Here is a 13,490-nt window from a genome sequence, read left to right as displayed (position 1 = left end):
ACCCCGGAAGTTAGAGTTAAAAAACTAACTTCCGGGGTGTTTTTGTATGGCAAAGTATAGTGAGAATTTTAAATTAGAAGTGGTAATGGAGTATCTCCAAGGGTCTTTAGGGTACACTTTATTAGCTAAAAAGTACGGAATGCCTGATAAATCTCCAATCATGGGTTGGGTTCGTGCTTATCAAGCTTTTGGAAAAGAGGGATTGAGGAGAAAGCGTTCAAGACAAGTCTTCCCTGTCCAATTTAAGTTAAATGTATTACACTTTATGAAACAGACAGGCGCTTCTCATCGGGAGACTGCGATTGCCTTCAAAATAAACAATCCTTCACTAATCGCGAATTGGTCCAGGACATTACAGAAGGAAGGAATCGGATGCCTCCACGAAAAAGCGAAAGGACGGCCCTCTATGTCAAAAAATCATAAAAACAAGTCATCGAAAACAGAAAAAGAGTTAACGCGGGAAGAACAACTAGAGCGTGAAAATGAGCTTCTGCGATTAGAGAATTTTTATCTAAAAAAGTTAAAAGCTTTTCAGGAGAACCCGAATGCCTATCTCGAAAAGCACAAGCAGCGCTGGTATTCGAACTCAAAAAAGAAGGATTCAAATTAAAAGATGCTTTACGGAGCGTAGCCATTCCCGAGGCCACCTACCATTACCAGGTAAAGCAATTAAAGAACGAAGACCCAAATCAAGAGTGGAAAGAAATAATCACCAAACTCTTCGATGAGCACGAGGGAAAATACGGCTATCGTCGCATTCACTTAGCGCTTCGAAACCAGGGGTATGTCATCAACCATAAAAAAGTGCAACAGATAATGAATGAATTGGGATTAAAGTGTGAAAAGTTCACTCGGAAATTCCGGTATAAATCGTACAAAGGTACGGTGGGGAAAGTGGCTCAAAACCGATTGAAACGCAGATTCTATACGCCAATCCGGCTCCAAAAACTCGTCACCGATGTGACTGAATTTAAATGTACAGGAAATGAAAAGCTTTATTTGAGCCCGTTCATGGACTAATTCAATGGAGAAATTGTTTCGTTTGGGATTTCCAACCGACCAACTCTCGACCTTGTATTAAAGCCATTGACTGAAGCGTTGGCCACCATACGAACGGAAGCCAAATACCGGACCACCATTCACTCAGATCAAGGCTGGCATTATCAACACAACAAATGGGTGAAAACATTAAAGAAGAATCGAATCTTTCAAAGTATGTCCAGAAAAGCAACCTGTGCCGATAATGCGGCAATGGAGAACTTCTTCGGGATTCTCAAACAAGAAATGTATTATGGAGAAAAACTTGTATCTTATGAAGAACTGAAAAGAAAACTTGAAGTATACGTGGACTATTATAATCATGAACGCGTAAAAGGAAAATTGGTTGGTTTAAGTCCGATCCAATACCGAACTCAAACCAGCCAAACAGCTGCATAATAAAAACTCTAACTTTTAGGGGTCACTACCCAACGGATGTTTTTTTGCACCTCAAAACGCACCCGTTATTATATTTAAAGGCTTCTTATTTTTATCGAACTTTTATGCTGTCACGGAGCATTTCATATATCATTTTTAGTTGAAGTAACTTCGTTTGATTTTCTTCAAAACGCTGTATGATAGCTTTGTTTGCTTGGCCATCAAAATTATGTTCTAACTGATCGACTATTGTTCTATGGCGTTCGCTCAGATTACTAACCGCATAACAATGCTCAAGATGTAAAGTTAATAGTTCTGCTTCGGAAACTAGTTCGTTTTTAATTTGTATTCTCAATGCTTCTTTTTGCCTTTGTTTCTCCCAGAAATTATCCCACCAATCAATATCAAAATCCATTGTCTCACCATCCATATTAAGATTCGTATCGTAGCCATTGGGCAAGTAATTGGTCTGCTCGCTCCAAGTCATCGCTCATTCTCTCCATGTTATATGCAAGGTCTGTAGTATCCTGATGAGTCTCACCCAAAGCTGTCATCAAGCTATCAAAAGTTTGGATATCAAAAAGCATAGGTACTCCTTCTTCTGGAGGTCTAGTGAACTCTTGAAAGTTCCCTTCTACATCTGATGTATTTAATTTATCAAATTGACCACTACCCACTGCATTAAGGTATTTGCTTTTAATATCTCTCATTTTGTTCATGTAAGTATCTAAGAATTCTATTAGAGCCTGTTTAGTTGCTTCTATTTGTTCCTCGCTTTGTTTCATCTCTTGGACATAAACCCTCATTAAACCTTCCTGAATCTTTATTTGAAAATCAGAAACTCCACTATTTTTAAGTGCAAGAGGAGAGGTGGTAAGTTGGGCTTGAATATTTTCATCGTAAAGTACTTCCGGCACAAAATATCCATCTTCATTATATAGTTTCTTTGATAAGTAGTTTGTGATTCCGTGACTTTCGATCCATGGCATACCTGATTTACTAGGATCACTCATGTAATAAACGGAACCTGTTGATTTTTTATAATGTGTGCCTACAACATCGTCAGGAAACGTGTAACTTATTGAGTTGTCTTTATACTCCCCATTATCCACCCTTTTTTGTAGTTCTGGAGTTAGCAAAGAATAGATGTCAGCTGCTGCAAATGTTACTGAGTTTGAGTCGTTAGTAATAGCGAAATACTGTGCTAAACCTCCTCCTAATGAGTGACCTACAAAAGTAATGTTTTTTGCACCAAATTTTTCTACATATTGATCTACTTTATCCTTTGCTTCCGTAAATTGATTTTTATGGATGTAAGTTATTGTACCTGCTTTATGATCCAATTCAGCTTTACCACTTACTAGACTAGCGTCTTGCGAAGGTGTACCCGAATAAACTGTTGTTCCATACCTCTTTTTGGTATAATTGGAATCTCCAAGGATGATCCCTTCCACGTCTTCGGTGACGTCTTTGTCGGCTTCAATTATACTAGCCGGGTTCATAGATTCTTTTTCATATATGATATTGCCGCTCTCAATTTGTGCCTCTCCAGACGCTAACATAGCATCCTGGTATGGTGAACCAACATATTTTGATTTTATTTCTTTCTTTTCTGAAGTGGGCATTTCTGTACCTCGGAAACTAATAACAACTTCTTCTGTATTAACATTTTGTATAACAAAGCCTTGAAGCCCAGTATCAACATCCGTAATCTTATCAATTGTTTTCCAAGTAGAAATTTCTCCGTTCACATTTTTTATTCTTATGATTTTTTTAAAAGGAGAATATGTGGTAAAAGAAATGTAAGCAGCTTCATAATCTCTTAGTTTCATCATTTTTTCCTCCTCAAATTAAAGTTACTATTTCCCAAAAAGAGGTGATATTATGAAAAAAATCCATATTTTTGCTATTGTATTCATTATACTTTTAGGAGGATGCAGTGTGAACTCTAACGATCAAACTCATAATGAAGATTTTGTCGCAAAAGCTGAAGAGAAGGCAGAAAAGTATATAAGAAATAACTATAATGGTGTAGAGACAGTGGAGTTTAGTGATGATCACAGTAGTCCTATGGGGAATTTTGCACTTAGAGGGACGGTTAATGGTAATGCTAAGTTCGAAATGGATGTTGACGATAGTTTATTTATAGGAGGAATTAGTGAAGGAGAAGGATTTCCAGAAATTAAAGAGGAATGTAAAGAGGTCGCTTGTGAAGATTAATTCGCATTAAAGAATTCGTCATTTAACTATCTTAATCATAAATTAGTAAAGCTATTGATGAACTAGAAATGATGCCTAATAATTACTTAAATTCAAACATCTGTAGTTTAAGTTGCAAAAATATGGTATTATATACTAAATTAATAATTAGGGAAGACCCCTTTAATAAATCAGCGGATAAAGTTCTGCTGCTTTCATTAAAGGGGTCTATTTTTGTTGGGAGGGGAAAAGAAAGTGAACCAACAGGATGATAAAAAAATGAAAGAACGTACTAAGAAAACAGAGTTAATTCTAAGTTATCAAGTGACGGGAGAAGCGTACATTGCAACTGATTCAAGCGAATGGAAGCACATTGTATTAATCCATTTTAATCGTATTCAGCGGGGGGATATAACCCTAAATCAACTACTAAGTATAATGAAGCATAAAGGGGTTATTTTTTCCCAGCATGATAGTTTGGTTAAATACCCAGTGAAAGAGTGTCTAGAATATATAGCGAAAATAAGTGACACCACGTTAGAAATGAAGGAATTAGTATAGTGAGCAAGGGACGCAAAATTTTTATTTTATCCATTTTAGTTAGCAGTTTACTATTTTTGCTTTATCAAGCTCTCAGTTCACCAGAAGGCTTACCTAAACCAAATGGAAGTACTAACGAAGTTGTCGCAAAAACAAAGTGATTTGGATTCACAAAAGAAAAAACTTTTATTGAAGCGTGCTTCTAATAATGAGTGGATTAAGGCAAAGGTTGCTAAGCAGGTCGATGCCGATACCGCTGAATTATATGACTTTAGGGGAATAGATCCATCGCAAGAAACTAAAGCCCTTATATCAGATTTAAATTTAATTGGGCGTATTCCAACACGTTTGATCGCAATAGACGGACCGGAAAGCATCAACGTTATTCAACCATACGGAAAAGAAGCGTCCACATTCGCTGCAACTCTTCTTGAAGACAAATCAGTTTTCATCGAAATCGATAATAAGGCAACATATGATAAGTATGGCCGACTCCTTGCTCACTTTTTCACATTAGAAGGCGAAAGCGTGCAAAAAATATTACTTGAACGTGGTTATGCAAGAGTGGCTTATTTACATGATGAGTTCAAATATGTAGATGATTATAAGCAGGCTGAAAAAGTAGCAAAACGTAATAAAATTAAGATTCACTCTATACCTGGGTATGTTACGGATTATGGTTTTGATGTATCCGTTACTAATACATACATAGATGTAGAACATATTGAGGATACAAACTATAATGATCTATTTCAAGCCTTTGAGCTACTTGAAGGCTTGATGGAATAAGGAGACAAAATAATGTTAAATAAGCTATTAGACCTGCCACACAAATATCTTTTCCCGCTTTACTTCTTTTTCTATGTTTTTTCCTTACAGAATATAGTAGACTCTTACATGAATTACTATTACTTGAAATACTTTGATAATATTTTATTGATGTTGCTTGCCGAATTTCTAGTATTAATGGTCATTTATATTGTCATACTTCTTGGTTCGGTTTTATTGGCCTACACTTTAAAACTGATATATAATACCCTATTTAAACATTCCTCAGCATCTAACACCAAATTAAAGAAAGGAAGCGATGAAATCGCCAATTAGATGTTTTGAAAAACTAGACCTTCTTACTCTTATTGAGGAGAAGAAAACAATATTAAGTAATCAAGTGAATGAATATGGGTTTACACATCAATCAACATTAGCAGTCAGTCATGAGCTAGACCAACTTATTTATCGGTATCAAATTAGTTATAGTCATGATCAATCTAGATATTCTATATAAATGCAATCAGTAATCTTAGGGAAATCTAAAGCTGCCCATATTCGGAGGAAAGAGTCGAGGCCAGGAGCGTACTTATTATTTAAAATTTGAGAGAGATTGGTCTTGTTGATATCTGTTTCAGCAACAAGATCCACCTGTCTCATCTTTTTTTCTCGCATAATACTTTTAAAATTGTTCCGTATCAGATAATTAGTATTCTTAGCATCAAGCAAGATGGCCATTATAGAATTAGATTGTTTAGGCTCTTCAAATTGCGATAAAAACTCCCAAATTGCTCCTTTAATAATATCCTCGACTGTAATTGGTGGTTCATTAGTGTTGGATTGTCCCCATTGTAGGTTAATAACACAATCTCTAAGTTTTGAATCAGTAGTTTTACTTACTTCAATTTGATAAACAACTTTATCCATGTATGTTCCTCCTTTTTAATGGTGATACTAATTTTAATTACTATTAGTAAATGAGGTGTTACTAATGATTCGTTATAAACAATCTAAAACCCAAAAATTAAAAAAAGCAGTTGAAAATGGACGTAAATTATAATTAGAACAATTGCAACTTCTATATCGAAAGCTGTGATACTTTAAATGCTTCGCAGCTCCCACACATTGCTCCTACTTTGTAGGGGCCTTTTTGTTGTTCAGTATATGCAAACAACTAAATGAGTATGATGTGAATTATCTTTTTCCTGTTCTCATAGCTTAGAACAAAGAACAATAGGACAGGAGGATATAAGATTATGGAAAAGGTGAAAACGATAAAATTTAATTTGGATAAGGTGGAAGATGAAAAGATCTTAAAGTTTGTCAATGCAAAAGGAAACTTCCAGGCTTACATAAAATCCCTGGTTCATGATGATATGAAAAAGCCTGTAAAGCCAGTTTATACGTCCAGTTATGACGGAATAATTCGTATTAGCATCAGCGAGGAAAACACTTATGAGTAAAAACTTAAATCCTATGTTTTCTAAACCTGTGACTAAGAGAACATCATCATCTGAAAGGGGATCTAGAAAGAAGAGGAGTGACTCAAAGCGCGATATAAAAGTACGTGTTTCTTTAGTAGAAAAATCCGAACTAAAGATAAGAGCACTATCAATCTCGCCGAGTATTACAAGCTATACTTCTACATTAGTAGAAGAAGGTTTATCAAGGGGGTATATAAACTTTTTGCCAGAGCTTGATTATCCTAATGAAAGATTATATGTCCATGTGAAGTTATCGAAAGAACATTACGATAAATTGGTTGTTCTAGCTGCAGAATGGGATTGTAGTATTCGGCGTGCTACTCACCGTATCTTAATAAGTCTTCTAACTGAAAAACGTGGGAGTGTTGCTTAATGGAAAGGGTTTATAGCAGATTGGATTTATTAGAAGAAGAAATGAGTGCATTCGAAGATAATGGATTTATAGATCGTTTTCTCTCTACTTTATTAAAGAGTAGAAAAGTAAGTCTTACACTTAGGTTGCCTTCGTCATCCATTATTAGAGCAAAAGTACTTTGTGAGGACGTTAGTATAATTGGGAATTTAGAAAAGGCATTTACCATTTCTGACTTAATCAGTTTGTTGTATGATCAATTCCTTTTGGAAGTTCGAAACGGAGAGGGGCTTGATCAACTATACAATAGAGTGTTGGTGCGCACCACTTCTTTACCAATAGTAAGAACTGCCACAGGTATATATAAAGACGTAGATAAGAAGCGGATGGGTTGTGTGCCCATTAAGTTAGATCGAAATGAGGCGCTTCGGGGTGAAGTACTCTTGGATGATATGGCTGAGCTTTATCCCGATCATGACTTTAGTTTAGAGAGATTGCTTGAATTGATAACTTATGACTTTATAAATGAAATTCCAAAGAAAACGAATCGTTTAATAGTAAAGCAAGTCTTGCAAAATTGTGAATGTAATTAAAGTTTCCACGAAACCCGATGCTGAAATGTTATAGTTTAATTAGGTAATAATGGATAATAAAACTAGTTTCAATTACTATTTAACGGTAATTGATACTAGTTTTTATGTATTATCTTTAGCATTTTCCTTTAATATTATAAAATAATCAAGTTCATCTTTTTGAAATTAGAAATAAATAAAGGCGGGTGTAATATTTTGGAAAAATTATCTCAGGAGGAATTTGAAAGTATATGGGGAAAAAAACCTATTCTAATAATTGATACTAGTTCTATTTTTGACTTATATAGGGGTGCACCATCAAAGTCAGAAAGTGCTTTAAATCTATTAAAAGAGATATCAAAAGAACAATTATTTATTCCAGCGCAAGTATACCAAGAGTACAATAAAAATAAGCAATTTGTAATAGCCAAGGAATTTAAAAAGATTAATAACGTTAAACAAGATTTGGAAAACATCGTTTTTAACGCAAATAATTCTTTTGAAAAAGTTTTATATGAATATAAAAGGCGGCATTACCCTAATATAAAAGCCCTCGAAGAAGATATTAAAAAACTGACGACAGAAATAAAAAAAATAGCAACTGAATATAAAGACTCTAACCAAGATGAGATCGAGAAAAATAAATTTATGCTTCAAAATGATAAAATTGAGCCTTTTATTAATGAACTTAAAGAAAATGGTTGTATCGGCGCCGGCTTCGCAATTTCTACTTTATTAGATATATACGATGAAGGTGAAAAACGATTTAAATATCAAATCCCCCCTGGATATAAAGACTTAAAAAAAGACCAAAAAGATACTACAAAACGTGAAAAATTTGGTGATTTGATTGTTTGGAAAGAAACTTTAGAAAAAGCTGCAAGTATAGATAATGATGTAATATATTTAACTTCAGATAAAAAAGAATGGACCTCAGACAAAAAAGGAAATAAATTTCCAGATCGTTTATTATTTGAAGAATTTAAGGATTACAGTACACAAAACCTTTATTTTTGGGAACTTAATGATTTAGTAGTTATGCTTTCTAATTATGATCAAGAAGACCATTTATTGAGGAATATGGAACTCAATTACAATGATATATTAGAGTTTATATTCAGTACAAAAGGGTTGTTTTCTATACTAGAAAGTGATGAATTTAAACTGACAAACTATTTAGTCCACAGTGGTGAACTACAAGAATGTGTAAGCAATGTTCTGGCTGATGTAGATATATCAGATTATGATTCCCCAGAAATTAATGATTTTTCGATTGAAGTTTTTGATAGAGAAACAGTAATTGATGGAAATCTTAATGTCTTATTATCTACAACGATATATGAGTCATATGGAGATCAGTATACTCATCAGTCAAGCGCGAAAATAGAATTGTCTGGAAATTTCAGCATTAAATTTGATATTAACTCTGATGAAATCTTAAAGAATGAAACATTCGAACCAAGTTGGATCAAGTTGGATTCACTTCACACAGAATCTGGTGGCTTTGAGATTATTTCTTTCGAGGAAAAAGTAAATGAAGATGATGACCCTTTCTTCTTTGATAGATGCATTGATTGTGGCAAAAGAAATGCTAATTATTCAACAAATGCTGGTGATGCAGTTTGTGAAAAGTGTAGTTCTAGCTATTCTTCTTGTCCATCTTGCGGGAGATTATTTAAGGAACCTTTTTTAAATCCTGTTTGTGCCGATTGTGGTGGTTCTAACGTTGATTAATAGCTGAAAAAATACTTTATTCAAAAGAAATAATAAGATATAATCAAATTGTATTTTATTACATTTATTTCTTTTTGCAACCACACTTTGTGGTTAGCGGTGACAAAATATACAAAAAGCAGCCTTTGGGTTGATTAAGGACACCTTTATGTCTTTTATCATGCTCAGAAGGCTGCTTTTTTTTGCTGGTCTACTGCAGAAGGGAAGAATGTAAAAATTTTGAGAGGGTGTTCTAAATGGGTGGAATTCGAGTGACTAAGTTGTTTTTTCCGAAGGCATTATCAGAAAGAGAGCATTTAAGAATTAGAAAAATCATAGCTAATAAAATGCTTTCCTATGATAAAGATGAAGACGATTGTCTTCTTGAATGCGGATTGATCGAGCGGAAGTCAGACTCTCATCATGTTGTTCCGTGTATTACTGAAGATGGTCATGATTTCTATTATGAACCTGGCACTGCAACGGTCAACTTTTTTTGGTTATCAGAACAGGAATGGTGTGGTAACGATGAAGAGCTATAAAGGGCGATCGGTGTCATTAGGTAGTGTTGTTGATGTTTATAGAAACCTTAATCAAGGTGGCGGTTACAGTATTAGGGATTCAAAAAGTGGATTAGTACTCGCTCATTGTGAATCTGTTTGTCTTAGGGAAGCTGTTTTCAAGGTGTCACAAGCAGGTAGAAATAAAACGTTAGAAATAAGAAGAAAGCGAGTCCATGCTTATATCAGAGGTGTTTTGCATGATGTAGACAACGAGGTCCCTAATGGAATGGAGGTTATATACTATAACCCCTATGAAACGATACGTTTCTTCCATCAAAAGAGCGGGACTTATGTTGATTACGCAGAGGAAGTTCATTGTAGAGGGAAATTTGCTTACGCAAAAACTATTTTATGAATATCAAACTAATTACAACAGGAAATGTAGCGTACCTAAAATACGCTGCATTTTCTTTTGAGGAGGGGTATGTGTGGCAGATGCACAAATGATGTTGGATTGGTCTGAAGTAGACGAAGTAAGGACATATGGTGATTGGATAGTCACTAATAGGGGTGATCAGGCAGTTAGAATTTTATTGGACCGTCATTATAGTCGAGTTACGATTGGTGCTACACAGTTTACTAGACCAGGAGAGAATATCGTCCTCCGAACAGCAGATTGCTCAGCTGTTTTTATAGCATGGAGAACGAAATATAAAAGGAAAGACGGATATGATTGTATTGAAAACACAGCATTTCGTAACGAGTCAATTTATCAAAGTAGTGACCTTATCAAGATGGCGGTCTATGCCATAGTGGATATTTGGGGGAAGTTACCGACTGATGGACTATTAACATATGTTTCACCTAATGCCGTCGAATCACGAAACCCTGGGTATTGCTATGAGAAAGCTGGTTTTATTCGTCAGAGGAAAAGGAGTACTCGAGGATTAATTCCATTCTTAACAAGTGAGAAAGCCTTGGATTTAGTACTAGAAGAGATGGGTGCTGTGCATATACTAAACGCTTGTCAGAGGAACATTGTTGCTGCTCTGGAATCTGGTGAGTACATGGAAGCATATGAATTTCAATCACTGGCAGAACAGCAAATTAATAAATTAAATAGTCTTAAGAAATCAATGAAGCAAATGAAACTAAAAGCATGGAGCTCATTTGAAAAACCATTTACTAAACTTGATTTGGATCTGGTTACGGATCCCTATAATCATTGGATGTTAGATACCACATATTTTGAACGTAAAGGATTAGATTTAAACGCTTGAAGAGAGAAGACTTCCTATCAAAAAAGAGAAGAAGTCTTTTTTTTATATTTGTGAGAATGTTTGACGTAATGAAGAAAAAACTCATTCAACTTATAGAAAAACTAACGAAGAAGGCACCTATTTCGTTAAAAGACTTTATTAAGAAAGCAAATAAAAGTAATGAGCAAATGAAAGTGGATCTCTTCAGACCTTGCTCAATACTCGATTAGAGGAGGACGTAAGATGAAAGATACAGCGACATATACGAAGAGCGGTTTTTCGAAACAGGGATTTAGTTGTTGTGGTAGATATATTTTTTGCAATATGGGAAAAGATGATTGCTACTATGATGGGATTGATGATGATGTAAAGAATCATTGTAATTGCTATCAGAGAAAACATGCTAAGAAGATTGGTGAAAGTGATCATCATGAAAATGAGGAAGGTAGGAAGAGTGTTTATGAATTTAAAACTGAAGAAGTATTACTTGTAAAGGCATGTTTTAATTCTGAGCGTATTAGAATGGGGGAAATTTATCTACTAAAGCAAAAAATGAAATATAGAAGTATGACTCAAGCGTATGTCTATACTCTTGAAAATGTATTTGTTGGAGTACAATCAATTAATAATTTCTTCTTTGTACAATCGATAAATTCTTTAGAAGAAGTAACTAAGATTAATAGGAAGAAGTCAAATAAACTAATAAACGAGAACCATGAAGATGAGGTTATGATTGGAACTGAACAATTGAGCTTATTTTAAAGTGAAACAGACTCGTGTTGGATACGAGTCTGTTTTTTTAGTCCATACATTCACCAGAATTAGGTACTAGTTTTTATAATTCTTTCAATTGACCTTTTCTTAAATGAATCGCATTAATTACTGCTTGGTAATTTGGTTGGTCCAATGAAGATATACATTCCATCAGGTTGAAATATTCATAGCTATTCCACATATTTAATGAGAACTTACCTAATTGAATCATAGAATTTGTCAGGTCATAAGGAATTTCTACAGCTTTAGCCTTCTCATGATCCTCAATATAAATGGGGTCAATTTGGGTTAGAGTATACTTCCACTCCCACTCCCAAATCCAATCCACTGGTGTCTCGAACTCATCTAGCCACTTACTTACATTCTCATAAATCATTGGTATAGAAAGAATATAGCAAGAGGTAAGGTACTCAAGATTAGTAACAGCTTTTGGCCAACGTTCTATTACAGTTTCGAAATTTGAACTATGATTTTCATCGATATAGTACATCCGCTCTCACCTCTCTAATAGATTTAATACTACTAAAATGAATTCTACATAACATTGATGTCACCTGCTATAAAAAAGGGTTTAAACTTTCGTATAAACCTTTGCCTATTCTCATTTTTAATTCAGGAATTGCCAGTAGTAAGACTTAGAGCTATAAATCGGAAAACACCATTGATTTAGTGTGGTTTGTTGATATTAAAGACATATACTTGTATAATATTAAATTAAGAAAGTCCCTTGCACATGTTTAATAGAATAATAGTTGGGAATGCCCCAAAACTGAGATTAGACCATTGGTCTATTTCATGTTTTGGGGCATTTTTTATTTTAAAAAAGGAGCTGGAGGAAATGGGAAAAGCGATTCAATCTCCAAATATCAATTCAGCGAACATAGGAGATGGTATTAAAGCAATTATCAATGGTAAGGAATACGAAGGTGTAGTAGTTAACGTTTACACAAATACGGTTACTGCAGAGTTATTTGAAAAAAGTGTCAGGGCGGACTTAGAAATAGAAACAAATCGAGTGGTGCTTCGTCATGACGAGTACACGATATTTCACCATGAGAATAACCCGGAGCAATCAACATACTTAAACCGAACATGGAACTATAGTTGGAAGAAAAAAACTTCTTGAAGGGGAATAAAAAAATGAAGAAGAAGTTAGTAATGGGGAGTTTAGTATTGGTTCTGCTTTTACTTACGGCTTGTGGTGGAGAACCACAAGAAGAAGAAGGAGCTGCGCCTGAAGCAAAGACAGAGTATCAAAACAAAGTTAAAGGCGCTATAGATAATTCAAATAAATTGTTAGCGGTTTATAATAAGTCAGTCGATCAATTATATACTGAAGAGTTATCTAATGAAGAGTTTGGAAACATGATGCGCACTAATATTGAGAAATCCAACGAGATGGTTAGAAGTATCGACGAGATGACTCCAGATCCTACATTCTTTGAAATCCATCAGGCTGTAATAACCTTAATGAATAATCAACATCAAATGTTTTTAGACGCAGTAGAAATGGCAAATGAGGATAAAATTGAAAAAGATAATTTAAGAAAAGAATACCTTAGTATAAAGACAGAACAACAGAAAATCATAAACGGTCTGAGAACGCTTTAATAAAATCTTCAATTAAGTGTAGCTAATCTAATCCCGCTTCGATATAATAAAAGGGACATGATTCCCATTTCTTATTTATTTTGCAACCTATTATAGGTTAGCGGGTTTTTATTTACTACATAATTAACGGTCTTTGGACTGATTCTTTTACTTGAATTGAAAATTTTCAATTCAAGTATTTATGAGTCGGTTCAAAGGCCGTTTTTTTGTGTTTTATTAAACCTTTTACGAAACTATCCGATAATGTATGAAGAGGATGGATTTCCCAGAAATGAGATCATGATCTAAAACTATTAGGG

22 protein-coding genes are annotated in these 13,490 nt (G+C 34.5%); 18 read left to right on the top strand and 4 right to left on the bottom strand.

From position 1 onward, the window contains the following. Positions 1 to 46 precede the first annotated feature (46 nt). The 3 genes from IQ283_RS08290 to IQ283_RS08280 are packed head-to-tail and all read left to right on the top strand — an operon-like array spanning position 47 to position 1,437. Positions 47 to 610 (top strand): helix-turn-helix domain-containing protein, encoded by a 564-nt coding sequence (locus IQ283_RS08290; RefSeq protein WP_194219725.1) that lies wholly within the window; start codon positions 47 to 49, stop codon positions 608 to 610. Further along, positions 496 to 1,020, top strand: a complete 525-nt coding sequence (locus tag IQ283_RS24385) for an IS3 family transposase (protein ID WP_194219909.1) — start codon at positions 496 to 498, stop codon at positions 1,018 to 1,020. Before IQ283_RS08290 ends, IQ283_RS24385 begins: the two co-directional genes overlap by 115 nt. A 12-nt stretch (positions 1,021 to 1,032) precedes the next feature. Continuing rightward, a complete protein-coding gene (locus tag IQ283_RS08280; RefSeq protein WP_194219908.1) occupies positions 1,033 to 1,437 on the top strand; it encodes an IS3 family transposase in 405 nt (134 codons plus the stop codon). A gap of 91 nt (positions 1,438 to 1,528) precedes the next feature. Here the strand turns inward: IQ283_RS08280 and IQ283_RS08275 are convergent, their stop codons facing one another. Next, positions 1,529 to 1,831, bottom strand: a complete 303-nt coding sequence (locus tag IQ283_RS08275) for a hypothetical protein (protein ID WP_194219724.1) — start codon at positions 1,829 to 1,831, stop codon at positions 1,529 to 1,531. 16 nt (positions 1,832 to 1,847) lie between these two features. Beyond that, positions 1,848 to 3,248: a lipase family protein gene (locus IQ283_RS08270; protein ID WP_194219723.1), complete on the bottom strand. Its 1,401-nt coding sequence runs from the start codon at positions 3,246 to 3,248 to the stop codon at positions 1,848 to 1,850. 109 nt (positions 3,249 to 3,357) lie between these two features. Between IQ283_RS08270 and IQ283_RS08265 the strand changes: the two genes are divergently transcribed. The 4 genes from IQ283_RS08265 to IQ283_RS24380 all read left to right on the top strand — a co-directional run bounded on the left by IQ283_RS08265 (position 3,358) and on the right by IQ283_RS24380 (position 5,440). Continuing rightward, positions 3,358 to 3,636, top strand: coding sequence for a DUF1433 domain-containing protein (locus tag IQ283_RS08265; protein WP_194219722.1), 279 nt, complete (start codon positions 3,358 to 3,360; stop codon positions 3,634 to 3,636). A 234-nt stretch (positions 3,637 to 3,870) separates the two neighbouring features. After that, a complete protein-coding gene (locus tag IQ283_RS08260; RefSeq protein ID WP_194219721.1) occupies positions 3,871 to 4,176 on the top strand; it encodes a hypothetical protein in 306 nt (101 codons plus the stop codon). 102 nt (positions 4,177 to 4,278) lie between these two features. After that, on the top strand, positions 4,279 to 4,944 hold the full coding sequence (locus IQ283_RS08255) for a thermonuclease family protein (protein WP_194219720.1): 666 nt from the start codon (positions 4,279 to 4,281) through the stop codon (positions 4,942 to 4,944). 298 nt (positions 4,945 to 5,242) lie between these two features. Next, a complete protein-coding gene (locus tag IQ283_RS24380; RefSeq protein WP_194219719.1) occupies positions 5,243 to 5,440 on the top strand; it encodes a Spo0E family sporulation regulatory protein-aspartic acid phosphatase in 198 nt (65 codons plus the stop codon). Here the strand turns inward: IQ283_RS24380 and IQ283_RS08245 are convergent. Then, on the bottom strand, positions 5,419 to 5,850 hold the full coding sequence (locus tag IQ283_RS08245) for a helix-turn-helix domain-containing protein (protein ID WP_194219718.1): 432 nt from the start codon (positions 5,848 to 5,850) through the stop codon (positions 5,419 to 5,421). The genes IQ283_RS24380 and IQ283_RS08245 overlap by 22 nt on opposite strands. Before the next feature lie 329 nt (positions 5,851 to 6,179). Here IQ283_RS08245 and IQ283_RS08240 point away from each other — a divergent pair, with 329 nt between their 5' ends. The 9 genes from IQ283_RS08240 to IQ283_RS08200 all read left to right on the top strand — a co-directional run bounded on the left by IQ283_RS08240 (position 6,180) and on the right by IQ283_RS08200 (position 11,568). After that, on the top strand, positions 6,180 to 6,386 hold the full coding sequence (locus IQ283_RS08240) for a hypothetical protein (protein WP_194219717.1): 207 nt from the start codon (positions 6,180 to 6,182) through the stop codon (positions 6,384 to 6,386). Further along, complete coding sequence (locus IQ283_RS08235) at positions 6,379 to 6,780, top strand: hypothetical protein (RefSeq protein WP_194219716.1); 402 nt, start codon at positions 6,379 to 6,381, stop codon at positions 6,778 to 6,780. Before IQ283_RS08240 ends, IQ283_RS08235 begins: the two co-directional genes overlap by 8 nt. Beyond that, positions 6,780 to 7,352 carry a hypothetical protein gene (locus IQ283_RS08230; protein ID WP_206759442.1) on the top strand — a complete coding sequence of 191 codons (573 nt, stop codon included), beginning with the start codon at positions 6,780 to 6,782 and terminating at the stop codon, positions 7,350 to 7,352. Before IQ283_RS08235 ends, IQ283_RS08230 begins: the two co-directional genes overlap by 1 nt. Before the next feature lie 195 nt (positions 7,353 to 7,547). Then, positions 7,548 to 9,065 carry a PIN-like domain-containing protein gene (locus tag IQ283_RS08225; RefSeq protein ID WP_194219714.1) on the top strand — a complete coding sequence of 506 codons (1,518 nt, stop codon included), beginning with the start codon at positions 7,548 to 7,550 and terminating at the stop codon, positions 9,063 to 9,065. 251 nt (positions 9,066 to 9,316) lie between these two features. Then, positions 9,317 to 9,586, top strand: coding sequence for a hypothetical protein (locus IQ283_RS08220; RefSeq protein ID WP_194219713.1), 270 nt, complete (start codon positions 9,317 to 9,319; stop codon positions 9,584 to 9,586). Next, on the top strand, positions 9,573 to 9,962 hold the full coding sequence (locus tag IQ283_RS08215) for a hypothetical protein (RefSeq protein ID WP_194219712.1): 390 nt from the start codon (positions 9,573 to 9,575) through the stop codon (positions 9,960 to 9,962). Before IQ283_RS08220 ends, IQ283_RS08215 begins: the two co-directional genes overlap by 14 nt. Positions 9,963 to 10,035: 73 nt before the next feature. Continuing rightward, the gene (locus IQ283_RS08210; protein ID WP_194219711.1) at positions 10,036 to 10,827 is read left to right on the top strand and encodes a hypothetical protein; all 792 of its coding nucleotides are present in this window, start codon (positions 10,036 to 10,038) and stop codon (positions 10,825 to 10,827) included. A 68-nt stretch (positions 10,828 to 10,895) separates the two neighbouring features. Further along, a complete protein-coding gene (locus tag IQ283_RS08205; RefSeq protein ID WP_206759441.1) occupies positions 10,896 to 11,036 on the top strand; it encodes a hypothetical protein in 141 nt (46 codons plus the stop codon). Positions 11,037 to 11,049: 13 nt separating this feature from the next. Beyond that, a complete protein-coding gene (locus IQ283_RS08200; protein ID WP_194219709.1) occupies positions 11,050 to 11,568 on the top strand; it encodes a hypothetical protein in 519 nt (172 codons plus the stop codon). Between the two features lie 73 nt (positions 11,569 to 11,641). Here the strand turns inward: IQ283_RS08200 and IQ283_RS08195 are convergent, their stop codons facing one another. Further along, positions 11,642 to 12,070 carry a DUF2538 family protein gene (locus IQ283_RS08195; protein WP_194219708.1) on the bottom strand — a complete coding sequence of 143 codons (429 nt, stop codon included), beginning with the start codon at positions 12,068 to 12,070 and terminating at the stop codon, positions 11,642 to 11,644. A 348-nt stretch (positions 12,071 to 12,418) separates the two neighbouring features. On the opposite strand from IQ283_RS08195, the gene IQ283_RS08190 reads away from it, so the two are divergent. Together IQ283_RS08190 and IQ283_RS08185 are read left to right on the top strand one after the other, a co-directional pair. Then, entirely contained in the window at positions 12,419 to 12,706 is a 288-nt protein-coding gene (locus tag IQ283_RS08190) for a hypothetical protein (protein WP_194219707.1), read from the top strand. A gap of 14 nt (positions 12,707 to 12,720) precedes the next feature. Next, positions 12,721 to 13,191, top strand: a complete 471-nt coding sequence (locus IQ283_RS08185; RefSeq protein WP_194219706.1) for a hypothetical protein — start codon at positions 12,721 to 12,723, stop codon at positions 13,189 to 13,191. The last annotated feature ends 299 nt before the right edge of the window (positions 13,192 to 13,490 follow it).

The sequence above is a fragment of the Pseudalkalibacillus hwajinpoensis genome, assembly GCF_015234585.1.
In the GTDB taxonomy this organism is placed as follows: domain Bacteria; phylum Bacillota; class Bacilli; order Bacillales; family Guptibacillaceae; genus Guptibacillus; species Guptibacillus hwajinpoensis_B.
Note: the sequence above shows the minus strand (reverse complement) of the source record. Positions and strands in the feature narration are given on the sequence as shown.

Coding starts and splice junctions, on each gene's coding strand:
- IQ283_RS08255 (WP_194219720.1), top strand. CDS start 4,279: ATGGAAGTACTAACGAAGTTGTCGCAAAAACAAAGTGATTTGGATTCA.
- IQ283_RS08230 (WP_206759442.1), top strand. CDS start 6,780: ATGGAAAGGGTTTATAGCAGATTGGATTTATTAGAAGAAGAAATGAGT.
- IQ283_RS24380 (WP_194219719.1), top strand. CDS start 5,243: ATGAAATCGCCAATTAGATGTTTTGAAAAACTAGACCTTCTTACTCTT.
- IQ283_RS08270 (WP_194219723.1), bottom strand. CDS start 3,248: ATGAAACTAAGAGATTATGAAGCTGCTTACATTTCTTTTACCACATAT.
- IQ283_RS08245 (WP_194219718.1), bottom strand. CDS start 5,850: ATGGATAAAGTTGTTTATCAAATTGAAGTAAGTAAAACTACTGATTCA.
- IQ283_RS08190 (WP_194219707.1), top strand. CDS start 12,419: ATGGGAAAAGCGATTCAATCTCCAAATATCAATTCAGCGAACATAGGA.
- IQ283_RS08215 (WP_194219712.1), top strand. CDS start 9,573: ATGAAGAGCTATAAAGGGCGATCGGTGTCATTAGGTAGTGTTGTTGAT.
- IQ283_RS08200 (WP_194219709.1), top strand. CDS start 11,050: ATGAAAGATACAGCGACATATACGAAGAGCGGTTTTTCGAAACAGGGA.
- IQ283_RS08275 (WP_194219724.1), bottom strand. CDS start 1,831: ATGGATTTTGATATTGATTGGTGGGATAATTTCTGGGAGAAACAAAGG.
- IQ283_RS08205 (WP_206759441.1), top strand. CDS start 10,896: ATGAAGAAAAAACTCATTCAACTTATAGAAAAACTAACGAAGAAGGCA.
- IQ283_RS08195 (WP_194219708.1), bottom strand. CDS start 12,070: ATGTACTATATCGATGAAAATCATAGTTCAAATTTCGAAACTGTAATA.
- IQ283_RS08185 (WP_194219706.1), top strand. CDS start 12,721: ATGAAGAAGAAGTTAGTAATGGGGAGTTTAGTATTGGTTCTGCTTTTA.
- IQ283_RS08240 (WP_194219717.1), top strand. CDS start 6,180: ATGGAAAAGGTGAAAACGATAAAATTTAATTTGGATAAGGTGGAAGAT.
- IQ283_RS08290 (WP_194219725.1), top strand. CDS start 47: ATGGCAAAGTATAGTGAGAATTTTAAATTAGAAGTGGTAATGGAGTAT.
- IQ283_RS08235 (WP_194219716.1), top strand. CDS start 6,379: ATGAGTAAAAACTTAAATCCTATGTTTTCTAAACCTGTGACTAAGAGA.